Source organism: Streptomyces sp. NPDC002076, from assembly GCF_053593835.1.
This window is the reverse complement of sequence record NZ_JBSFDI010000014.1, coordinates 230799-252867: the sequence shown is the minus strand read 5'-3', so window position 1 is coordinate 252867 and position 22069 is coordinate 230799. Positions and strand designations below refer to the sequence as shown.

15 protein-coding genes and 2 pseudogenes are annotated in these 22069 nt (G+C 72.2%); 13 read left to right on the top strand and 4 right to left on the bottom strand.

All coding sequences use genetic code 11. From position 1 onward, the window contains the following. The first annotated feature begins 10 nt into the window (after nt 1–10). The 4 genes and pseudogenes from recN to ACWCQS_RS28565 all read left to right on the top strand — a co-directional run. Nucleotides 11–1753: a DNA repair protein RecN gene (gene recN, locus ACWCQS_RS28580; RefSeq protein WP_451007109.1), complete on the top strand. Its 1743-nt coding sequence runs from the start codon at nt 11–13 to the stop codon at nt 1751–1753. 26 nt (nt 1754–1779) lie between these two features. After that, a complete protein-coding gene (locus ACWCQS_RS28575) occupies nt 1780–2526 on the top strand; it encodes a hypothetical protein (RefSeq protein WP_451007108.1) in 747 nt (248 codons plus the stop codon). Nucleotides 2527–2794: 268 nt separating this feature from the next. Beyond that, complete coding sequence (locus ACWCQS_RS28570) at nt 2795–3931, top strand: glycosyltransferase family 4 protein (RefSeq protein WP_451007107.1); 1137 nt, start codon at nt 2795–2797, stop codon at nt 3929–3931. A gap of 96 nt (nt 3932–4027) precedes the next feature. Next, nucleotides 4028–4207 (top strand): annotated as a pseudogene (locus ACWCQS_RS28565) (ATP-binding protein); the annotation flags it as partial. Between the two features lie 7 nt (nt 4208–4214). Here ACWCQS_RS28565 and ACWCQS_RS28560 read toward each other — a convergent pair. The 4 genes and pseudogenes from ACWCQS_RS28560 to ACWCQS_RS28545 form a co-directional block, all read right to left on the bottom strand. Then, nucleotides 4215–4395 (bottom strand): annotated as a pseudogene (locus tag ACWCQS_RS28560) (hypothetical protein); the annotation flags it as partial. Between the two features lie 75 nt (nt 4396–4470). Further along, the gene (locus ACWCQS_RS28555) at nt 4471–6117 is read right to left on the bottom strand and encodes a PucR family transcriptional regulator (RefSeq protein ID WP_388636813.1); all 1647 of its coding nucleotides are present in this window, start codon (nt 6115–6117) and stop codon (nt 4471–4473) included. 44 nt (nt 6118–6161) lie between these two features. After that, the gene (locus ACWCQS_RS28550; RefSeq protein WP_451007106.1) at nt 6162–7520 is read right to left on the bottom strand and encodes an FAD-binding oxidoreductase; all 1359 of its coding nucleotides are present in this window, start codon (nt 7518–7520) and stop codon (nt 6162–6164) included. A 47-nt stretch (nt 7521–7567) separates the two neighbouring features. Then, on the bottom strand, nt 7568–9370 hold the full coding sequence (locus ACWCQS_RS28545) for a glycoside hydrolase family 15 protein (RefSeq protein WP_388636863.1): 1803 nt from the start codon (nt 9368–9370) through the stop codon (nt 7568–7570). Between the two features lie 547 nt (nt 9371–9917). Here ACWCQS_RS28545 and ACWCQS_RS28540 point away from each other — a divergent pair. From ACWCQS_RS28540 to ACWCQS_RS28500, 9 genes are all read left to right on the top strand, one after another. Further along, entirely contained in the window at nt 9918–11567 is a 1650-nt protein-coding gene (locus ACWCQS_RS28540) for a CTP synthase (RefSeq protein WP_450982285.1), read from the top strand. 83 nt (nt 11568–11650) lie between these two features. After that, complete coding sequence (locus ACWCQS_RS28535) at nt 11651–12277, top strand: NUDIX domain-containing protein (protein ID WP_451007105.1); 627 nt, start codon at nt 11651–11653, stop codon at nt 12275–12277. Between the two features lie 881 nt (nt 12278–13158). After that, nucleotides 13159–15225, top strand: coding sequence for a tetratricopeptide repeat protein (locus ACWCQS_RS28530; RefSeq protein WP_451007104.1), 2067 nt, complete (start codon nt 13159–13161; stop codon nt 15223–15225). A gap of 146 nt (nt 15226–15371) precedes the next feature. Then, nucleotides 15372–16487: an alanine dehydrogenase gene (gene ald, locus ACWCQS_RS28525; RefSeq protein ID WP_451007120.1), complete on the top strand. Its 1116-nt coding sequence runs from the start codon at nt 15372–15374 to the stop codon at nt 16485–16487. A 379-nt stretch (nt 16488–16866) separates the two neighbouring features. After that, nucleotides 16867–18000 (top strand): ParA family protein, encoded by a 1134-nt coding sequence (locus tag ACWCQS_RS28520; protein WP_450982288.1) that lies wholly within the window; start codon nt 16867–16869, stop codon nt 17998–18000. Then, nucleotides 17985–18542 carry a hypothetical protein gene (locus tag ACWCQS_RS28515; protein ID WP_451007103.1) on the top strand — a complete coding sequence of 186 codons (558 nt, stop codon included), beginning with the start codon at nt 17985–17987 and terminating at the stop codon, nt 18540–18542. Before ACWCQS_RS28520 ends, ACWCQS_RS28515 begins: the two co-directional genes overlap by 16 nt. Before the next feature lie 693 nt (nt 18543–19235). Beyond that, nucleotides 19236–20264: a segregation and condensation protein A gene (locus tag ACWCQS_RS28510; RefSeq protein WP_451007119.1), complete on the top strand. Its 1029-nt coding sequence runs from the start codon at nt 19236–19238 to the stop codon at nt 20262–20264. Continuing rightward, nucleotides 20261–20908: an SMC-Scp complex subunit ScpB gene (scpB, locus tag ACWCQS_RS28505; RefSeq protein ID WP_451007102.1), complete on the top strand. Its 648-nt coding sequence runs from the start codon at nt 20261–20263 to the stop codon at nt 20906–20908. The genes ACWCQS_RS28510 and scpB overlap by 4 nt, the downstream gene beginning before the upstream one ends. Before the next feature lie 13 nt (nt 20909–20921). Further along, complete coding sequence (locus tag ACWCQS_RS28500; protein ID WP_451007101.1) at nt 20922–21995, top strand: pseudouridine synthase; 1074 nt, start codon at nt 20922–20924, stop codon at nt 21993–21995. Nucleotides 21996–22069 lie beyond the last annotated feature (74 nt).

Below are 22069 nucleotides of genomic sequence, written 5' to 3'. Positions count from 1 at the left end.
CAGACCTCGTATGGTCTGTTCCGTGTTGGAGGAGATGCGGATACGGTCGCTCGGGGTCATCGACGATGCCGTCGTCGAGCTGTCGCCGGGGTTCACCGCCGTCACCGGTGAGACGGGTGCGGGCAAGACCATGGTGGTCACCAGCCTGGGGCTGCTGCTCGGTGGGCGGGCGGACCCGGCGCTCGTGCGGATCGGGGCCGAGAAGGCGGTCGTGGAGGGGCGGGTCACCGTTTCCGCGGACGCCTCCGCCGTCGTACGCGCCGAGGAGGCCGGGGCCGAGCTGGACGACGGGTCCCTGCTGATCAGCCGTACCGTTTCCGCCGAGGGGCGCTCCCGGGCCCATCTGGGCGGGCGTTCGGTGCCGGTCGGGCTGCTCGCCGAGCTGGCCGACGACCTGGTGGCCGTGCACGGGCAGACCGACCAGCAGGGGCTGCTGAAGCTGTCCCGGCAGCGGCAGGCACTCGACCGGTACGCCGGGGACGCGGTCGCCGTACCGCTCGCCAAGTACACCGAGGCCTACCGGCGGCTGCGGGCCGTCTCCGCCGAGCTGGAGGAGATCACCACGCGCGCGCGTGAGCGGGCGCAGGAAGCCGACATGCTGCGGTACGGGCTGGAGGAGATCGCCGCCGTCGAGCCGCGCGCCGGAGAGGACGTCGAGCTCGCCGAGGAGGCCGAGCGGCTGGGGCACGCGGAGGCGCTGTCGTCCGCCGCGACGGCCGCGCACGCCGCTCTCGCGGGCAATCCCGAGGATCCCGAGGGGATCGACGCCTCCACCCTCGTCGCGGGCGCCCATCGCGCGCTGGAGGCCGTCAGGTCCCACGACCCGGCGCTGGCCTCCCTCGCCGACCGGATCGGAGAGATCGGCATCCTGCTCGGTGACGTGGCCGGTGAGCTGGCGGGGTACGCCGACGACCTGGACGCCGATCCGCTCCGGCTGGCGGCTGTGGAGGAGCGGCGGGCCGCGCTGACCGCGCTGACCCGCAAGTACGGCGACGACGTGAACGCCGTCCTGACCTGGGCCGAGCAGAGTGCCGCACGCCTGACCGAGCTGGACGGCGACGACGAGCGGATCGAGGAGCTGACCGCCGAACGGGACGCGCTCCGGGTCGAACTGGGTGGCCTGGCACAGGCGTTGACGGACGCGCGGACGGAGGCCGCCGAGCGGTTCGCCGCCGCCGTGACGGCCGAGCTGGCGTCGCTGGCGATGCCGCACGCGCGCGTGTCCTTCGACATCCGGCAGACCGAGGACCCGGACGGTGTCGAGGTCGGCGGGCGCACGGTCGGGTACGGGCCGTCGGGCGTGGACGAGGTCGAGCTGCTGCTCGCCCCGCACCCGGGCGCGCCGCCGCGCCCCATCGCCAAGGGTGCGTCCGGCGGTGAGCTGTCCCGCGTGATGCTCGCCGTGGAGGTCGTCTTCGCGGGCACCGACCCCGTGCCGACGTACCTCTTCGACGAGGTCGACGCGGGTGTCGGCGGCAAGGCCGCGGTGGAGATCGGGCGCCGGCTGGCCAAGCTCGCCAAGACCGCGCAGGTCGTGGTGGTCACCCACCTGCCCCAGGTGGCCGCCTTCGCCGACCGGCAGCTGCTGGTCGAGAAGACCAACGACGGCTCGGTCACCCGCTCCGGCGTCAAGGTCCTGGAGGGCGAGGAGCGCGTCCGCGAGCTCTCCCGGATGCTGGCCGGTCAGGAGGACTCCGAGACGGCCCGCGCCCACGCAGAGGAACTGCTGGCGACGGCCAGGGCGGACCTGTAGCCGGGTTCGGGTTCTAGGGTGGCGGGATGATCGCCAACCGCACGTCCCGCTCCCTCCTGCTGTCCGCCGCGCTCACCCGGGCCGGCCTGGCCGTGCTGCGCAAGGCCGCGCCCGGCGGGCCGGAGCTTTGGCAGCGGAAGAACCACGCCGGGCGCACCGTCGAGCTGTACGCCGGGCCCGCCGCGGTGCTCGGCGCGGCCGTCGCCGCCGCGCGGGTGCGTCCCGAGGCCGGGCTCGCCGTGCTCGCCGCCGGGGTCTGCGGGGCGTACGACGATGTCGCCGGGGACGACCGTCGGGGATTCCGGGCGCATCTGCGGGCGTTGCGGGACGGTGAGGTCACCAGCGGGGCCGTGAAGTTGTTCGGGATCTCGGCTGCCGGGCTGGTCGCGGGGGCGGCGCTGAAGGAGCGGGTGCTGGACAAGGTGCTCGCCGGGGTCGTGATCGCCGGTACCGCGCACGTGGTGAACCTCGTCGACGTACGGCCGGGGCGGGCCGCCGGTGCCGTGCTCGCGCTCGGGGCGCCGGGGCTGCTGCGGAAGGGGCCGGGGGCCGAACTGTCGGCCGTCGCGATGGGCGGCGCCGCTGCCGTCCTGCCCGACGACCTCGGCGAGCACGTGATGATCGGGGACACGGGGGCGCACGCGCTCGGCGCCGCGCTGGGGGCGGCCGCGGTGGCGGGCAACCGGCGCGCGGGACTGCTCGCGCACGCCGTCGCGGTCGTCGCCGCCGCCGTGCACGGGGACCGGGTGAGTGCGTGGGCGCGGCCGCGGTGAGCCTGTGACCTTGTCGGTCGCGGTCGCACGGCGTTCGGTCGTGCGGCGGTGTTCCTCACTCGTGTGGGTGACATGCTCCGGCGCATTGCCCCGGCCCGCCGCCGAGTGCGCCCCCTGGGTTTCCCGTAACCGCCGTTCCCCCTGGCATGCTTGAGGGCACACGGTCCGCGCGGGAGGCGCGCGGGGTATGTCCTTCCGCCCCCCTGAGCCCGCTACCTTCTGTACGTTTCCTCGTGACCGCCCACGCCGAACCAGGAGCCCCGGCCACGTGAGCCCCCTGAGCAGCAACGCACCGCGCGGCCAGTCGCCGCTGCGCACCGTGCAGGTGCTGGGCGGAGGCAATGCCGGCAGCAGCGCGCATGTGCGCTCGCTGGCCGAGGGGCTCGTCGCGAGGGGCGTACGGGTCACGGTGTGTGCCCCCGTCGAGGCCGACCGCGCCTACGACTTCACCGGCGCCGGTGCCGAACACGTGCACGTGCCGCGCAGCAGCGATCCCGTCTCGGTGGCCGCGCTGCGGACCGCCTGCGCCAACGCCGACCTGGTGCACGCGCACGGCCTGCACGCCTCCTTCCGGGCCGTCCTCGCGCTCAGCGGCCGGCGCACCCCACTGGTGGTCACCTGGCACAACCGGGCCCAGGCGGAGGGGCCGCGGGCGCATCTGCTGCGGCTGCTGGAGCGGCGGGTGGTGCGCACGGCGGCCGTGGTCCTCGGCACCAGCTCCGACCTGGTGGACCGGGCCCGGCACACGGGGGCGCGGGACGCCCGGCTCGCCGCCGTCGGCCTGCCGGGGCAGCGGCGGCCCGTCGCGCTGGACGACCCCGACCGGCTGCGCCCCAAGGTCCGGGCCGAACTCGGCGCCATCGGACGCCCGTTGCTCATCGCGGTCGGCACCCTCGACCGGCACCGCGGCTACGACGTCCTGCTCGACGCGGCCCGCGCCTGGCGGGACCTGGACCCCGCGCCGCTGGTCGTCATCGCCGGGGAGGGGCCGCTGCGGGCGGCGCTGCAGCGGCGGATCGAGGACGAGGGGCTGCCGGTGCGGCTCATCGGGACCCGCCAGGACGTGCCCGAGCTGCTGGCCGCCGCCGATCTGGCGCTGCTGACGAGCAGTTGGGAGTCGAGATCCGTCCTCGCCCAGGAGGCCCTCCACGCGCGCGTGCCGCTCGTCGCGACCCGGGTCGGCGGCATCCCCGACCTCGTCGGCGACGCGGCCGAGCTGGTCCCCTACGGCGACCCGGACGCGCTCGCGTCCACCGTCGTACGCCTTCTCGCGGACCCGGAGCGCCGGGAGGAGCTGCGGGAGCGCGGGGTGCGGCAGGCCGCCGGCTGGCCGACCGAGGACGAGACGGTCGCCCAAGTGCTCAGCGTCTACGACGAGTTGACGCAGCCCCGGCCGCTCGCTTAGGGGCGGCGCGACCGTGGGTCTGCGAGATACCCAGCGATCTTGTTCCGGCTGAGGCCTGCATCAAAATGGTATCAATGAGATAGCCGCCATCAGGTGCTGGTCTGCGAGGTTTTCGACGCCAACGACACCGTCCCGCGCCTGCGCCACGCCCGGACCACCGACGAGGGCGGTCGAGGACTGTTCCTGGTCGCGCAACTGTCCCACCGGCGAGGCACCCGCCACACGACCGACGGCAAGATCGTCTGGGCCGAACAGGAACTGGCACCCCTGCTCTGAAGGCGTGTCAGTGGTGGTGGTTGCGCCGGCCGAGGGTCTTGTCGGGGGGCGCGCCGGGCCGGGTCCACCGCGGCACGGGGCGGCTGGTCGGGCCCCAGGTGGGGCGTCATGTCGAGCAGGCCGAGGGACCCGTTGACCCGCCCGTTGCCACCGGGGTGTCTCGTGCCGGGCAGCGCCGTACGATGCCCGAAGGCGGTCACCGGAACAGACTCGCGGACCGGCCGGAACTCATCGTGGCAGGGACCATCCTCGGCCGTGCACTCTCAGGAGACGTGCCGGCGGGCTCGCAGGGCCAGGCTCAACGCCAGGACCGTCTGCGGGTCGTCGAGGTCGGTGCCCAGCAACTCCCCGATGCGGGCGAGCCGGTTGTACAGGGTCTGCCGGTTGAGGTGCAGCTCGCGCGCCGTCTCCGCCTTGCGCCCGGCGTGCGCCAGATAGGTCTGCAGGGTCGGCAGCAGCGGGGGCCTGGACCGGTTGTCGTGGTCGCGCAGCGGGCCGATCGCCCGGTCCACGAACGCGGCGAGGTCCGGATGGTCGCGCAGCCGCCACAGCAGCAGGTCGATGTCGAGGCGGCGGGCGTCGTACCAGGGGCGGTCCGTGAGGCCCTGCGCCGCCGCCGCCGTCTCCGCCGCATGCCTGAGCCCCGCCGACGCGGCCGCCCAGCCGCCCGCCACGCCGACCACCACGACCGGCGGCGGCGAGCCCGGCCGGCGCATCCCGGCCCGCTCCACGCCCGCCCTGAGCGCCGCCGCCACCCGGTCGGCGACCGCCGAGCGCTCCGACTCCGAGCGCAGCCCCAGCAGCACCAGCACCCGGCCCTCCACCGGCCGTACGCCCAGCAGCACCGGCACGCCCACCGCGGCCAGCTCCTCGGAGACCGCCCGCGCCAGCACCGCCCAGCCACCGCCGGGGGAGAGGCTGTCCCCGAGCCGCATCACCACCGGCAGCAGCGGGCTGTCGCCGGGCTTGAAGCCGAGGACCCGGGCCTGCGCCGGGGCGTCCTCCGCGGTGATCCGGCCCTCGGCGAGATCGGTGAGGAAGTCGCCGCGCCCCCGTGCCGCCAGCTCCTCCTCCTGCCGGGCCTGCATCAGTACCACGGCCAGGATGCCCGCGGCCCGCTCGGCGGCGATCCGGTGCACCGGGGCGAGCGGTGCGCGGACCGGCAGCAGGACCAGGCGGGCGCGCACCGAGCCCGCCGTACCGGGGCCGCCGCCGGGCACGTCCACCAGCACGGAACCGGCGGGCGGCGGCGCGTCCTTGTGCGGGCCGCGCAGCCCCTCCCACACCTGCAGCGGGTCCGCGCCCTCGGGCCCCTCCCCGGCCGCGTACAGCAGCCGGCCGTCGGCCGTCTCCAGGAACACCGGGTTGCCGCTGAAGTCCGCCAGGATGCCCAGCACCTGCGGCACCCCGCCGCCGCCCAGCAGCGCCTCCGTGCAGCGCCGGTGCACCTCCTCGGCCCGCTGGAGGAGGGCGTAGTGGCCGTTGACGATCTCGGTGTGGATCTCCTCGGTCACCGTCACGAACGGCACCTCGCGGTGCAGCTGGACCAGCGGCAGCCCGGCGGCGCGGGCGGTGTCCACCAGGGCCGCGGGCAGCCGGCTGAAGCGCGGACCCAGCTCCACCACCAGGGCGGCGATCCCGCGCTCGGCCAGCGTGCGCACGAACGCCCGCTGCTCGGCCGGGCGGGTGCCGAGGCCGTAGCCGGTGGTGAGCAGCAGCTCGCCGCCCTTGAGCAGCGAGGCGATGTTCGGTACCTCGCCCGCGTGCACCCAGCGCACCGTGCGACCCAGCCGGTCGGCACCCGCCAGGATCTCCGGCAGCCCGCTGCGCAGCCCCGGCAGTTCCAGCGCCCGCTGAACGGTGATCCCGGCGCCCTGGGTGTCGAATCGGTTGTCGGTACGGCTGTCCATGCAGCGGACGCTACCTGCGTGAACGCCCTCGGGACAGCTCCCTGTCAGATGGGTTTGATGTTGTGGTTGAAGCGGAAGACGTTGTCGGGATCCCAGCGCCGCTTGATCTTCTCCAGCCGCAGCAGATTCCCGGCGCCCAGGCCCGCCCGGACGCGCTCGGGGCCCTCGTCGCCGACGAGGTCGAGGCAGACGGCACCGGAGCTCCAGGGCCGTATCTCGGCGCACGCCTCCCGCACCCAGTCCGTCGCCCGCTCGTCGTCGGCCGGGTCCGCCCAGCAGGCGAAGGGGTGCACCAGCCAGGACGCGTCCCGGTACGGCACCGGGTACGCGCGGGGACCGGCGGCGATCGCACCGCCCAACGGGACGAGCAGGTGCCGGCTGCCGTTCGACCCGGGCATGCCGTCCGCGCGGGCGTGGATGAGGCCCACCAGCTCGTCGGGGAGGTCCGTCAGGCACTCGGCCGAGCAGTGGTTCCGGAGGCCGCAGGGGGGCTCCAGCAGGCACTGCACATCCGCGTACGGCAGGGCGCCGAGCACCTCCGTCTCGTGCGGCAGCGCCAGCAGCGGCTCGGCGAGCTTGCGCAGGCCGGTCTCGCCGCCCACGTACGTCAGCAGGGCGGCGCACAGCAGCCCGAACTCCGCCGGCGGACCGGTCAGGTACAGCACGGCGCCGCCCACCTCGTCCGGACCGGTGCGGATGATCTCGCGGAAGGTGCGGACCACGTCCGGGCCGAACTCCGCCCGGCACAGCAGCAGCGCCACCGAGAACTCCGGCATCTCGTGCAGCTCCAGGGTGAGCGCGGTGGCGATGCCGAAGTTGCCGCCCGCGCCGTGCAGCCCCCAGAACAGCTCGGGGTTCTCATCGGCGTTGGCGTGCACCCGCTCGGCGTCGGCGGTCACCAGCTCCACGCCGATGAGGTTGTCGACGGCGAGGCCGAAGGCGCGGTCCAGCCAGCCGGTGCCGCCGCCGAGCACGAAGCCTCCGACACCGGTGTCCGGAGCCCGGGCGCCGGGGGCCGCGAGGCCGCAGGGCTGGGTCGCCCGGTCCAGGTCGCTGGTCGTGGCCCCGCCCTCGACCCGGACCGCCTCGGCCGCCGGGTCGACGGTCACCTCGTGCATCCGGCGCAGATCCACGACGAGCGCGCCGTCGGCCCGGGCTCCCGCCAGTCCCTGACCGCCGCCGCGGACGGCGATGTGCAGATCCAGGTCGCGCGCGAAGCGCACGGCTCGGACGACATCGGTCACGTTCGCGCACTGGGCGATCACCGCTGGGCGCCGGTCGATCATCGCGTTGAAGACCGTACGGGCGTCGTCGTAGCCCGCGTCCCCTGGAGCGACGACGTCACCGGCCAGATCCTCACGCAGCGCGGCGAGGGCGGCGTGCGCCTTGGAACAGGAAGCCATGGCAGCCCCCTTCCGGACAGGGTGCTGCTGTTCAGCCTAGGCGTCGCTCAGCCGCCGTACGCGCCGGACGCCGTCAGCCGCAGCGCCGTGTCGATCAACGGCACATGGCTGAACGCCTGCGGGAAGTTGCCCACCTGGCGTTGCAGCCGCGGGTCCCACTCCTCGGCCAGCAGACCGAGGTCGTTGCGCAGGGCGAGGAGCCGCTCGAACAGCTTGCGGGCCTCGTCGACGCGGCCGATCATCGCCAGGTCGTCCGCCATCCAGAACGAGCAGGCCAGGAAGGCGCCCTCGTCGCCCGGCAGGCCGTCGACGCCCGCGTGGGCGCCCTCCGTCGGGTACCGCAGGATGAACCCGTCCGGGGTCGACAGCTCGCGTTGGATCGCCTCGATCGTGCCGATCACCCGCTTGTCGTCCGGTGGCAGGAAGCCCATCTGCGGGATCAGCAGCAGCGAGGCGTCCAGCTCCTGGGAGCCGTAGGACTGGGTGAAGGTGTTGCGCTCCTTGTCGTAGCCCTTCTCGCACACGTCCCGGTGGATGTCGTCGCGCAGTTCCTTCCAGCGCTCCAGCGGGCCGTCCGCGTCCCCGGACTCGATCAGCTTGATGGTGCGGTCCACCGCGACCCAGGCCATCACCTTGGAGTGCACGAAGTGCCGGCGCGGGCCGCGCACCTCCCAGATGCCCTCGTCCGGCTCCTGCCAGTGGTCTTCCAGATAGCGGATCAGCTTCAGCTGGAGCAGGGCGGCGTAGTCGTTGCGGGCCAGGCCCGTCATGTGCGCCAGGTGCAGGGCCTCGGTGACCTCGCCGTACACGTCCAGCTGGAGCTGGTGCGCGGCGCCGTTGCCCACCCGGACCGGGGCCGAGTTCTCATAGCCGGGCAGCCAGTCCAGCTCGGCCTCGCCCAGCTCGCGCTCGCCGGCGATGCCGTACATGATCTGCAGGTTGTCCGGGTCGCCGGCGACCGCGCGCAGCAGCCACTCGCGCCAGGCACGGGCCTCCTCGCGGTAGCCGGTGCGCAGCAGGGAGGACAGGGTGATCGCGGCGTCGCGGAGCCAGGTGTAGCGGTAGTCCCAGTTGCGGACCCCGCCGATGTCCTCGGGGAGCGAGGTCGTCGGGGCCGCGACGATGCCGCCCGTGGGGGCGTACGTCAGGGCCTTCAGGGTGATCAGGGAGCGGATCACCGCCTCGCGGTACGGCCCGTGGTACGTGCAGTGCTCGACCCACTCGCGCCAGAACTCCTCCGTCGCCTCCAGCGAGGCCTCCGGCTCCGGCAGCGGCGGCGGCTCCTTGTGCGAGGGCTGCCACGAGATGGTGAACGCGATCCGGTCACCCGGGGCGACCGTGAAGTCGGCGTACGTCGTCAGCGACTTTCCATAGGTCTCGGCCTCCGTGTCGAACCACACCGAGTCCGGCCCGGCGACCGCCACCGTACGGCCCTCGTGCTTGTGCACCCAGGGGATGACCCGGCCGTAGGAGAACCGCATCCGCAGCGCCGAGCGCATCGGCACCCGGCCGGTGACGCCCTCCACGATCCGGATCAGCTGCGGCGCGCCCTCACGCGGGGGCATGAAATCGGTCACGCGGACCGTGCCGCGCGGGGTGTCCCACTCCGACTCCAGGACCAGCGAGTCGCCCCGGTAGCTCCGCCGGGCGGCCGCGGGCGGCGGGCAGTCGGCGGCGTGGGCCGGGCCGAGCCGCCAGAAGCCGTGCTCCTCGGTGCCCAGCAGACCGGCGAAGATGGCATGCGAGTCGAAGCGGGGCAGGCACAGCCAGTCCACCGTGCCATCCCGGCAGACCAGGGCTGCGGTCTGCATGTCTCCGATGAGTGCGTAGTCTTCGATGCGCCCGGCCACGTGCAACTCCAGTCGAACGGCCACGTCACCCCCGCACACGGGGGCTGTCGCTAGTGCGGTCAAGGGTCGTTGTTATGCGTCGTTGAGCGGTGAAGCAAAGCAGCCCGCCGATCCCTAGGGCAACACGACAGTCTTTGCTCAACGAACTGCCGCGCTCACGTTGTTCCGGGTGGTGCAGGCGGGGGTGTGCCGTCGTTCCGGCCGGGCTCGGCAGAGAGTGTCCGAGCAGGATACGACGCACGTAGATGATCTGCGCGCCGCTCCGGGCAACCTGTGTGGGCCGAACGGGTGAGCAGCGGGTGATAACCATGTGACATGTGCGTGCCTGTGCTGACTCCTGTGACGGGCCGTCCCGTACCCGGACAAGCGCGGAGCGTGGCCGGAAGCCATCCGCGTCAGGCGCTGATACCCTGGTAGCCCGTGGACCGGTGGGCCCCAAAGGAAAAAGCAGGAGTCCCCCGAACCGCAGCGACGGCACCTCCGGAGATCTCCGGCCGGGAAGCCGCTCCGCATCACAGACAGCGACCACGGGAGCCCCCTCTTGGCCATGCCGCCCAAATCCACGACGACCAAGCACATCTTCGTCACCGGGGGCGTCGCCTCCTCGCTCGGCAAGGGCCTGACCGCCTCCAGCCTGGGCATGCTGCTCAAGGCCCGCGGCCTGCGCGTCGTGATGCAGAAGCTCGACCCGTACCTGAACGTCGACCCGGGCACGATGAACCCCTTCCAGCACGGTGAGGTGTTCGTCACCAACGATGGGGCCGAGACCGACCTGGACATCGGACACTACGAGCGCTTCCTCGACCGTGACCTGGACGGCACCGCCAATGTCACTACAGGACAGGTGTACTCGACGGTGATCGCCAAGGAGCGGCGCGGCGAGTACCTGGGCGACACGGTGCAGGTCATCCCGCACATCACCAACGAGATCAAGCACCGCATCCGGCGCATGGCCACCGACGAGGTGGACGTCGTCATCACCGAGGTGGGCGGCACCGTCGGTGACATCGAGTCGCTGCCCTTCCTGGAGACCGTCCGCCAGGTCCGCCACGAGGTCGGCCGGGACAACGTCTTCGTGGTTCATATCTCTCTCCTGCCCTACATCGGGCCCTCCGGCGAGCTGAAGACCAAGCCCACCCAGCACTCCGTCGCCGCCCTGCGCAACATCGGTATCCAGCCCGACGCGATCGTGCTGCGCTGCGACCGCGAGGTGCCGACCGCGATCAAGCGCAAGATCTCGCTGATGTGCGACGTCGACGAGGCCGCCGTGGTCGCCTGCCCCGACGCCCGCTCGATCTACGACATCCCGAAGGTCGTGCACTCCGAGGGCCTCGACGCCTACGTCGTGCGCAAGCTGGACCTGCCGTTCCGTGACGTCGACTGGACCACCTGGGACGACCTGCTGGACCGTGTCCACAATCCCGACCACGAGATCACCCTCGCGCTGGTCGGCAAGTACATCGACCTGCCCGATGCCTATCTGTCGGTCACCGAGGCGCTGCGCGCCGGCGGCTTCGCCAACCGCGCCCGTGTGAAGATCAAGTGGGTCACCTCCGACGACTGCAAGACCCCGGCCGGCGCCAAGGCCCAGCTGTCCGACGTGGACGGCATCTGCATCCCGGGCGGCTTCGGCGACCGCGGTGTGCTCGGCAAGGTCGGCGCGATCAAGTACGCCCGCGAGAACAGGATCCCACTGCTCGGCCTGTGCCTGGGCCTGCAGTGCATCGTGATCGAGGCCGCGCGCAACCTGGCCGACATCCCGGACGCCAACTCCACCGAGTTCGACCCGGCCACCGGCCACCCGGTCATCTCCACCATGGCCGAGCAGCTGGACATCGTCGCCGGCGAGGGCGACATGGGCGGAACGATGCGCCTCGGCATGTACCCGGCGAAGCTCGCCGAGGGCTCGATCGTGCGCGAGGTGTACGACGGCAAGGAGTACGTCGAGGAGCGGCACCGCCACCGGTACGAGGTCAACAACGCCTACCGCGCGGAGCTGGAGAAGAAGGCCGGCATCCTCTTCTCCGGCACGTCGCCGGACGGCAAGCTCGTGGAGTACGTGGAGTACCCGCGCGACGTGCACCCTTACCTGGTGGCCACGCAGGCGCACCCCGAGCTGCGCTCCCGGCCGACGCGTCCGCACCCGCTGTTCGCGGGCCTGGTGAAGGCCGCGGTCGAGCGGAAGATCTCGAAGTAACACAACGGTTGTACGGTGGCCGGGGCGCGCGCATTCAAAACGATCGCGCCCCGGCCGCTTGGCGTTTTGGGGAAGGACAGGGCATGACGATCAAGGACACCCCCGAGGAGTGGGAGATCCGGGCGACGGAGACCCCCTTCGTGGGCAACAAGACCTCGGTCCGCACGGATGATGTGGTCATGCCCGACGGTTCGGTGGCCCGCCGCGACTACCAGGTTCACCCCGGCTCGGTCGCCGTGCTCGCCCTGGACGAGGAGGACCGGGTGCTGCTGATCAACCAGTACCGCCACCCGGTGCGGCACAAGCTGTGGGAGATCCCGGCCGGTCTGCTCGACGTGCCCGGCGAGAACCCGCTGCACGCCGCCCAGCGCGAGCTGTACGAGGAGGCGCACGTCAAGGCCGAGGACTGGCGGGTGCTGACCGACGTCTACACCACACCCGGCGGCTGCGACGAGGCCGTACGGATCTTCCTCGCCCGCGATCTGTCCGAGGCGGAGGGCGAGCGGTTCGAGGCGGAGCACGAGGAGACCGACATGGAGCACGCACGCGTGCCGGTCGAGGAACTGGTGCGCCGGGTCCTGGCCGGTGATGTGCACAACAACTGCCTGGTCGTCGGCGTCCTCTCCCTGGTCGCCGCGCGCGGCGGCGACGGCCTCGACGCACTCCGCCCGGCCGGCGCCCCCTGGCCGGCCCGCCCCTTCCAGTCCTGATCAGCAGCCGCGCCCTGGCCCTGGCCGCAGCTGGGGTCGTGCCGCGCCGGTCGCCTGGTACTGGTCCGCGCTTGTGGTCCGGTTCTGGGCTGCAGCCGTGGCCCGGTTCCGGGCGGCGCCTGTTGGTCCGGTCCTGTGCCGCGACTGTGGCCTTGTCTGGTCCGCACTTGTGGTCCGGTCCTGGGCTGCAGCCGTGGCCCCGGTTCCGGGCCGGCGCCTGTGATTCGGTCCCGGGCCGAGGACTCTGCGGTCGGGTCCTGTGCCGTGCCGGGGATCCGGTCATGGTCTGTGCCCGTGGCCTGGTCCTGTGCCGTACCTGTGGTCCGGTCCTGAGCCGCAGCCGTCGCCCGGTTCTGGGTCGGCGCCCGTGGTCCGGTCCTGTGCCGTGCCCGTCGCCTGGTCCCGGTCCGCGTCTGTGGTCCGGTTCTGGGCTGCAGCCGTGGCCCGGTTCTGGGCCCGCACCTATTGGTCCGGTCCTGGGCCGTCCCCCGTGGGCTGGTCCTGTGCCGTGCCTGTGATCCGGTCCCGGGCCGTGCCTGTGGTCGGCCCTCAGCCGCAGTCGTCGCCCGGTCCTGTGCCGCGCGCCCATGGTCTGGTCCTGTGCAGCGCCAGTCGCCCGGTCCAGGGCCGCACCCGTCGCCCGGTCAAAGGCCGCCCCCGTCGCCCGACCCTGGGCCGCACCCGTGGCCCTGTTCCTGATCCGCGCCCGGCGTTCGGAACCGTGGTCGATCGGCGTGCTGGTGTGACGATCGGCTGATCCGATCAGGGGATCCGTCCGTCGCGCTCGTCACGGCACCTCGCAGGGCGTGAACTAGGCTCTTGCACGCCCGTAGCGGAAGATCCGGCGGGCTTGCGCGTGCGGTGGGACGGGAGTGTGGCCCGTGACGGATCAGGCGGTGGACACGGACGGCGTGCGACTGTCGGCGCACGAGGGCACACAAGACCTTTTCCTGGGCCGCACAAGGGAGTTGAAGGAGCTGCGCGCCGACATCGAGCGCGCGGGACTGGACACCCTCTCCGGCCGCAAGGCGCCACGCGCGCGTGTGCTGCTGATCGCGGGCCGCCCCGGATCCGGCCGGACCGCCCTGGCCGAGGAACTCGTCCGGCAGCTCGGGGACCGTTACCCGGACGGGGTGCTGCGGGCCCGGCTGAGCGAGCCCGGCGGCACCCCCGTCCCCGTCGGGCGCGCCGCCCGCGAGCTGCTCGCCGCGCTGGAGCTGCCGGCCCCGGCCGGCGCCGCCGAGGACGACCTCACCGAGGCGCTGCGCACCGCCCTCGCCGACCGGCGCGCCCTGCTGCTCCTGGACGACGCGGCCGGCGCCGAGCAGGTCGACGCGCTGCTCCCGCAGGCCCCGGACTCCCTGGTGGTGGCCGTCTCCTCGGGCCCGCTCACCGGGATCGCGGACGTCCGCCCCTGCACCCTGGGCGGCCTGGACACCAAGTCGGCGGTGGAACTCCTCAGCCGCTACACCGGCACCGTCCGCATCACGGTCGACCCACACGCCGCCGAGAGCCTGGTCGAGGCCTGCCATGGCCATCCGACCGCCCTGGTACTGGCCGGCGGCTGGCTCGCCGCCCACCCCAAGGCCGCCGTCTCCGACCTCGCCAAACGGCTGCACACGGCCGCCGAAGACGGCCCGGACGGCACCCCGCTCGCCCGTGTCTTCCGGCACGTCCTCGGTGACCTGCCCGGCCCGGCCGCCCGGATACTGCGCCTGCTCTCCCTCGCCCCGGCCGGTTTGATCGACCCGCACACCGCCTCGGCCCTCGCCGGCTGCTCGGTGAGCGCCGCCCGCGTTTCCCTGGACGAGTTCGTCGCCCTCGGGCTGCTGCGCGCGGTGGACTCCCCGCTGCCCCAGTACGACGTCCCCGGCTGCCTGCAGCCGCTGCTGCGCGCCCGCGCCGAGAGCCAGGAACGGCCCGCGGAGCTGCAGCTGGCCCGGGCCCGAATGCTGGAGCGGACCGTTCGGCTGCTGCAGTCGTGCCGGGCGATCACCGAGACGGACAGCCCGCAGGCCCGGGAGAAGCTGAGCGCCATGCCTCGCGAGGTGCGCTTCCCCAACCCCAGGGCCGCCGCCGACTGGCTGCGCGTCCGGCGCCCCGCGCTGCTCGCGTGCGCACGGCTGGCGGTGGCCGACGGCGAGCTGGACACCCTCGCCCGACGGCTGATGTCCCAGCTGGTCAGGGCCATGGTGGCGCATGTCGGCACGCAGGCCGCGGCGGCCGACCTGTACGAGCTGCACAGCCTGGTCCTCGATGTCGCCGAGCGCCGCGGGCTGGCCCGGGAGCAGGCCGCGGCCCTGCTGAACCTGGGCGACGTGGACGCGCAGACCGGCCGTACCCGGGACGCGTTGGCACGCTATCGGTCGGCTCTGGACGCCGGACGCAGAGCAAATGACCCGTACGCCGCCGGTCGCGCAATGGAATCCGTAGGTGGTGCCTACCAGGAACTCGGGGACTACGACCGGGCCACGGACTGGTTCGGCCGGGCCCTCGCCGAGCGACTGGCGCGCGGCGAGCCCGAGCAGGCCGCCCGGCTGTACGGCCGGATCGCCACCGCCCACACCTACGCGGGCCGCTACGGCGAGGCCCTGCGGAACTGGCGGGCCGCCGTCGCGGGCTACCGCAGGAGCGGCGATGTCACCGCCCACGCACGGGCGTTGAGCGAGCTGGCCCGGGTGCAGGAGTACGCGGGACGGTTCGAGGAGTCCCTGCACACCTGCCACGAGGCGCTGGAGTGGGCGCGCCGCGCCGACGACCTCCGGTTGCAGGCCGCGCTGCACCTCCGGCTGGCCGACACGCTGGAGCACCTGGGGGACCCGGCTGCCGCCCGTCTGCACCGCGCGACGGCCGGGCGCATGCTGGACGAGGAGGGATCGGAGGACGAGGCAAGCCCCAAACAGGACGCCAATGCCTGCGAAATCCGCAGTGCATCCAGCGAAGATTGATGCAATGAAAGGCTAGACAGTCGGAACACCTTCATTAAACTGGCTCTGCCGCACGTTCTCCTGCGGTGTCTCCCGGTATGCCCTTGCATGTCTGGGTACGTCTGTAAAGCACCCCCATACCCTCTGAGCCAAGGACCGTGATCGACGTGAAGGTCGGCATCCCCCGCGAGGTCAAGAACAACGAGTTCCGGGTGGCCATCACCCCCGCCGGTGTGCATGAGCTGGTGCGCAACGGCCACCAGGTCGTCATCGAGCGGGGCGCCGGCCTCGGCTCCTCCATCACGGACGAGGAGTATGTCTCCGCCGGTGCCGCGATCCTGGACACCGCCGACGAGGTGTGGGCCACCGCCGACCTGCTGCTGAAGGTGAAGGAGCCCATCGCGGAGGAGTACCACCGTCTCCGCAAGGACCAGATCCTCTTCACCTACCTGCACCTGGCCGCCTCCAAGGAGTGCACGGACGCGCTGATCGAGTCCGGCACCACGGCCATCGCCTACGAGACCGTCGAGCTGCCCAACCGCGCCCTGCCGCTGCTGGCCCCGATGTCCGAGGTCGCGGGCCGGCTGGCCCCGCAGGTCGGCGCCTACCACCTGATGCGCGCGGCCGGCGGCCGTGGCGTGCTGCCCGGTGGCGTCCCCGGTGTGACCCCGGCCAAGGCCGTCGTCATCGGCGGCGGTGTCTCCGGCTGGAACGCCACCCAGGTCGCCGTCGGCATGGGCTTCGAGGTGACCCTGCTCGACCGTGACATCAACAAGCTGCGCGAGGCCGACAAGATCTTCGGCACGAAGGTCAAGGCGATCATGTCCAACTCGTTCGAGCTGGAGAAGGCCGTCCTCGACGCAGACCTCGTCATCGGCGCGGTCCTCATCCCGGGCGCCAAGGCCCCGAAGCTGGTCACCAACGAGCTGGTGGCCCGCATGAAGCCCGGAAGTGTCCTTGTCGACATCGCGATCGACCAGGGCGGCTGCTTCGAGGACTCCCGCCCGACGACGCACGCCGAGCCGACCTTCCAGGTGCACAACTCGGTCTTCTACTGCGTCGCCAACATGCCCGGCGCGGTGCCCAACACCTCCACCAACGCCCTCACCAACGCGACGCTGCCCTACATCGTCTCCCTCGCCAACAACGGCTGGGTCGAGGCGCTGCGCCGTGACGCCGCGCTCGCCAAGGGTCTCAACACCCATGACGGCAAGGTCGTTTACAAGGAGGTCGCCGAGGCCCACGGCCTGGAGCACGTGGAGCTGGAGACCCTGCTCGGCTGAGGTAAAAGGCGATTCGTCAACACGACTCGTCAACAGCGCGCAACCGGCCGGACCTTGCCCGACAAGGTCCGGCCGGATGTGTGTATGGTCACTTGGCGACTCTTGGTCAACTCGCCTCGAACGCAACCCTTGGACCGATTCGTACACCGGTGAAACCTGCTGTGCGACGGCCGTACGCCCTTGACAGCGAGATGTTTCATTGCCGACACATCCTGCCGGGTCCGGCGGATTGTGTTGCTGCGGACCGCCGACACGCCATAGAGTCGCCAACCGTCGGCATGGTGCCACGCTGACCTTGTCTAGAAGTTTCCTGGTCACCAAGGAGGTAAGACGACTTGTGAATGAGTCGACATTTTCTCCCGGGGGTGGTCAACCAGGAATGCCTGCACGGGGCCAGGGCCCCGCGGGATTCGAGGCTGTCGGCTCCGTAGCTGTGCGCACCTTCGCAGCCCACCAGAGTCCGGGTCCGCAGACCGCCCGGACAGCACACCAGAGCATGGATGGCCATCACGTGAACGCCATGGCCGGCGACGGAAGTGGCGCGCCCCACAACCAATTCGCCGACTACGACGAACTGCCCGAGGGGCACTTCTACGACCCCGACGCCGAGTACGAGCCCGATCCGGAGTACGCGGCCACGCTCGCGCCCGACGCGGCCCGCCAGCGCCGTGAGCGCATCGGCCCGACCGGACGCCCGCTGCCGTACTTCCCGATCCCCGGACCGCTGACCGACCACGGCCCCGCGAAGATCATCGCGATGTGCAACCAGAAGGGCGGCGTCGGCAAGACCACGTCGACCATCAACCTGGGTGCCGCGCTCGCGGAGTACGGCCGGCGCGTGCTGCTCGTGGACTTCGACCCGCAGGGCGCGCTGTCGGTGGGTCTCGGCGTCAACCCGATGGAACTCGACCTGACGGTCTACAACCTGCTCATGGAGCGGGGCATGTCGGCGGACGAGGTCCTGCTGAAGACCGCGGTCCCCAACATGGACCTGCTGCCGTCCAACATCGACCTGTCGGCCGCCGAGGTCCAGCTGGTCTCCGAGGTGGCCCGTGAGTCGACGCTGCAGCGCGCCCTGAAGCCGCTGATGCCCGACTACGACTACATCGTGATCGACTGTCAGCCCTCGCTCGGCCTGCTCACCGTGAACGCCCTGACGGCCGCTCACAAGGTGATCGTGCCGCTGGAGTGCGAGTTCTTCGCCCTGCGCGGCGTGGCCCTGCTGACCGAGACCATCGAGAAGGTCCAGGAGCGGCTCAACCCCGAGCTGGAACTGGACGGCATCCTCGCCACGATGTACGACTCGCGCACGGTCCACAGCCGTGAGGTCCTGGCCCGTGTGGTCGAGGCGTTCGACGACCACGTGTACCACACGGTCATCGGCCGCACGGTGCGCTTCCCGGAGACCACGGTCGCCGGTGAGCCGATCACCACGTACGCCTCCAACTCCGTCGGTGCCGCCGCCTATCGCCAGCTCGCCAGGGAGGTGCTCGCCCGGTGTCACGCCGAGTGAGTCTGCCCGGGGCCGACGAACTCTTCCGTACGACAGGGGGGACGGCACTGCAGCCGTCGACTCCCCGCCGCTCGGCCAACGGTGAGGCCCGGGTGCCGGCTCCCGCGGGGGAGAGCGACGGCGCGGCCGCCGCCGAGGACGCACCGCCGTCGGTGCCGGTCCAGAGCGGTGACGGCGAGGGCGCGGAGCATGCCGCGGCGGAGGCCGAGCAGGACGCGGCCGGCGAGTCCCGCACCCGCCCGGCGCGGCGGCAGGCGGCGCAGGACGGTTCTGGTGAGCCCTCCGCCGCGGCGCCGCGGAAGCGGGGGCGGGCGGCGGCGCGGCGGCCCAGTGGGCGCGAGCGGCACGACGAGAAGATCACGGTGTATGTGTCGGCCGAGGAGCTGATGGACCTCGAACACGCCCGTCTGGTGCTCCGCGGCGAGCACGGGCTCGCCGTCGACCGCGGGCGCATCGTCCGCGAGGCGGTGGCCGTGGTCCTGGCCGACCTGGAGTCCCGCGGGGACGCGAGCATCCTCGTACGCCGGCTGCGGGGGCGGTAGGGGTAGCCTGCGGGGGCTATGACCTCGAACGACGTTCCCCTCCCCGGCACCGGCGCCGGCCGCCGGCGTGCGCTGGGGCGGGGTCCGGGGGCCCCGCGAGTGGCTCCGCCGGTTGCGCCGGAGAGCGAGCCGATGGCTGAGGCCGAGGTTCCGGCGCAGGCGGGTGAGCCCGACGGCCTGCCGGAAGAGGCACCCGTAGCCACCCCACCCGAGGAACCGCCACCCGCCGAGCCGCAAGCCCCCGCAGTCACCGAGCCCGAACCTCCCGCAGCCGCCGTGCCGGAAGTGCCGGTAGCTGCCGGCTCCGATGGGTCCGCGCCCGCCGTGCCGGAAGTGCAGGTGGCCGCCGAGTCGGCAGCTCCCGCAGTCGCTGGGCCGGAAGTGCTGGTGGCCGCCGGGCCGGAGGCTTTGGCAGTCGCCGGGCCCGAAGCTTTCGCATTCGCCGGGCCGGAAGTGCCCGCAGCCGGCGACCCGGAAGTGCCGGTAGGTGCTGGCTCCGATGGGTCCGTGCCCGCCGGGCCGGAAGTGCTGGTGACCGCAGAGTCGGAGGCTTTCGCATTCGCCGGGCCGGAAGTGCCCGCAGCCGGCGACCCGGAAGTGCCGGTAGCTGCCGGCTCCGATGGGTCCGCGCCCGCCGGGCCGGAAGTGCTGGTGACCGCCGAGTCGGAGGCTTTCGCATTCGCCGGGCCGGAAGTGCCCGCAGCCGGCGACCCGGAAGTGCCGGTAGCTGCCGGCTCCGATGGGTCCGCGCCCGCCGGGCCGGAAGTGCAGGTGGCCGCCGGGCCGGAGGCTTTGGCAGTCGCCGGGCCGGCAGCTCTCGCGCCCGGTGAGCCGGAAGTGCTCGTGGCCGCCGAGGCCAAAGCTCCCGTAGCCGCTGAACCCGGAGAGGCCGTGGAGTCCCAGGGCTCCGTCGACGGTGTTTTCAAGGTGCGGCTCGCCAACTTCGAGGGGCCCTTCGATCTGCTCCTTCAGTTGATCTCCAAGCACAAGCTGGACGTCACCGAGGTCGCCCTCTCCAAGGTCACCGACGAGTTCATGGCGCACATCCGGGCCATGGGGCCCGACTGGGACCTGGATCAGACGACCGAGTTCCTTGTCGTCGCCGCCACGCTGCTCGATCTGAAGGCGGCCCGGCTGCTGCCCGCCGCCGAGGTCGAGGACGAGGCCGACCTGGCGCTGCTGGAGGCGCGGGACCTGCTGTTCGCGCGGCTGCTGCAGTACCGCGCGTACAAACAGATCGCGGACATCTTCAACCGGCGGCTCGATGAGGAAGCCCGGCGCTGGCCCCGTACCGTCGGCCTGGAACCGCACCACGCCGAGCTGCTGCCCGAGGTCGTCATCAGCATCGGCCCCGAGGGCTTCGCCAGGCTCGCGGTCAAGGCGATGCAGCCCAGGCCCAAGCCACAGGTGTACGTCGACCACATCCACGCCCCGCTGGTCAGCGTGCAGGAGCAGGCCGGAATCGTGGTCGCGCGGCTGAAGGAGCTGGGCGAGGCCAGCTTCCGGGCGCTGGTCGAGGACACCGACGACACCCTCACCGTCGTGGCCCGGTTCCTCGCCCTGCTGGAGCTGTACCGCGAGAAGGCCGTCGCCCTGGAACAGGAGACCGCGCTCGGCGAGCTGCTCGTGCGCTGGACCGGCGGGGACACCGACACCGCACCGATGGTCACCGACGAGTTCGACCGGCCGCCGGAGCAGCCCAAGGAGGACAAGAAGGTATGAGCGAGACCACAGAGGTCCCCCAGGGGCTGCGCGGCGTCGCCGATCTCGACCTCAAACCCGCCCTGGAGGCGATGCTCATGGTCGTGGACGAGCCCGCGACCGAGGAGCACCTCGCCAAGCTGCTGGAGCGGCCGCGGCGCCAGGTCGCGGACGCGTTGCGTGAGCTGGCCGACGAGTACACCGTGCAGGGCCGCGGCTTCGAGCTGCGGTTCGTCGCGGGCGGCTGGCGCTTCTACACCCGCGCCGACTACGCGCCCGCGGTCGAGCGGCTGGTCCTGGACGGCCAGACCGCCCGGCTCACCCAGGCCGCGCTGGAGACCCTCGCGGTCGTCGCCTACCGCCAGCCGGTCAGCCGCAGCCGTGTCTCCGCCGTACGCGGAGTCAACTGCGACGGTGTGATGCGCACCCTCCTGCAACGGGGTCTGGTCGAGGAGGCGGGCACGGAACCCGAAACAGGTGCGATCCTGTACAGGACGACGAACTACTTCCTGGAGCGGATGGGCCTGCGTGGCCTGGACGAGCTTCCGGAGCTCGCGCCCTTCCTCCCGGAGGCGGAGGCGATCGAGGCCGAGACCCAGGAAGGGGTTCCGTCGTTCGACCCGGACGCGCCCGACGCGCCCGGTGCTCAGGACGCAGACGACTAAGACGGAAACCTTGATGCGAAGCAGCGGCAGCGGCAGGAACAGCGGCGGGCGCGGTAACTACCGCGGCGCCGGCAACAACCGGGACGAGCGACAGGGGCAGGGCCGTCCCCGCAAGCCCCGCCCCGAGGAGCGCCGCTACGACGTGGGCCCGGCCGCCTCGAAGGACGGCTCCAAGTCGGGGCGCGGCGGCGCGGCCCGCGGCGGCGCCAAGGGCGGCCCCAAGCAGCCCCAGCAGAGCGGCGGGCGCGGCCGTACGGCCCCCGCGCGCTCGCGTGAGTACGAGGCGCGCGCCGAGGAGCGCAACCGGGAGCGCTACGCCGGCAAGAAGGACATCAAGCTGCCCAAGACCTTCCCGGGCGCGGAGCAGGAGGGCGAGCGGCTGCAGAAGGTCCTCGCGCGCGCCGGCTACGGCTCGCGGCGGGCCTGCGAGGAGCTGATCGAGCAGGCACGGGTCGAGGTCAACGGCGAGATCGTCCTGGAGCAGGGCCGCCGGGTCGACCCGGAGAAGGACGAGGTCAAGGTCGACGGCCTGACGGTCGCGACGCAGTCGTACCAGTTCTTCTCGCTGAACAAGCCCGCCGGTGTCGTCTCCACGATGGAGGACCCGGAAGGGCGGCAGTGCCTCGGGGACTACGTCACCAACCGCGAGACGCGGCTTTTCCACGTGGGCCGGCTGGACACCGAGACCGAGGGCGTCATCCTGCTCACCAACCACGGTGAGCTGGCGCACCGCCTGACCCACCCCAAGTACGGCGTGAAGAAGACCTACCTCGCGGCGATCGTCGGCCCGATCCCGCGCGACCTGGGCAAGCGCCTGAAGGACGGCATCCAGCTGGAGGACGGTTACGCGCGCGCGGACCACTTCCGGGTCGTGGAGCAGACCGGCAAGAACTACCTGGTCGAGGTGACCCTGCACGAGGGCCGCAAGCACATCGTCCGGCGCATGCTGGCCGAGGCCGGCTTCCCGGTCGACAAACTGGTCCGCACCGCCTTCGGCCCGATCACCCTCGGCGACCAGAAGTCGGGCTGGCTGCGGCGCCTGTCCAACACCGAGGTCGGGATGCTCATGAAGGAAGTCGACCTCTAAGCCGACGACGCAAACGCCTTGCCGCGATCACCATCCCCCTTTATTGTCAGGATGACGATAAAGGGGGATGGTGA

Excerpts from the sequence above, each read along its gene's own strand:
- ACWCQS_RS28500 (WP_451007101.1), top strand. The coding sequence starts at position 20,922 with ATGCGAAGCAGCGGCAGCGGCAGGAACAGCGGCGGGCGCGGTAACTAC.
- ACWCQS_RS28535 (WP_451007105.1), top strand. The coding sequence starts at position 11,651 with ATGACGATCAAGGACACCCCCGAGGAGTGGGAGATCCGGGCGACGGAG.
- ACWCQS_RS28520 (WP_450982288.1), top strand. The coding sequence starts at position 16,867 with ATGCCTGCACGGGGCCAGGGCCCCGCGGGATTCGAGGCTGTCGGCTCC.
- recN (WP_451007109.1), top strand. The coding sequence starts at position 11 with ATGGTCTGTTCCGTGTTGGAGGAGATGCGGATACGGTCGCTCGGGGTC.
- scpB (WP_451007102.1), top strand. The coding sequence starts at position 20,261 with ATGAGCGAGACCACAGAGGTCCCCCAGGGGCTGCGCGGCGTCGCCGAT.
- ACWCQS_RS28550 (WP_451007106.1), bottom strand. The coding sequence starts at position 7,520 with ATGGCTTCCTGTTCCAAGGCGCACGCCGCCCTCGCCGCGCTGCGTGAG.
- ACWCQS_RS28555 (WP_388636813.1), bottom strand. The coding sequence starts at position 6,117 with ATGGACAGCCGTACCGACAACCGATTCGACACCCAGGGCGCCGGGATC.
- ACWCQS_RS28540 (WP_450982285.1), top strand. The coding sequence starts at position 9,918 with ATGCCGCCCAAATCCACGACGACCAAGCACATCTTCGTCACCGGGGGC.
- ACWCQS_RS28575 (WP_451007108.1), top strand. The coding sequence starts at position 1,780 with ATGATCGCCAACCGCACGTCCCGCTCCCTCCTGCTGTCCGCCGCGCTC.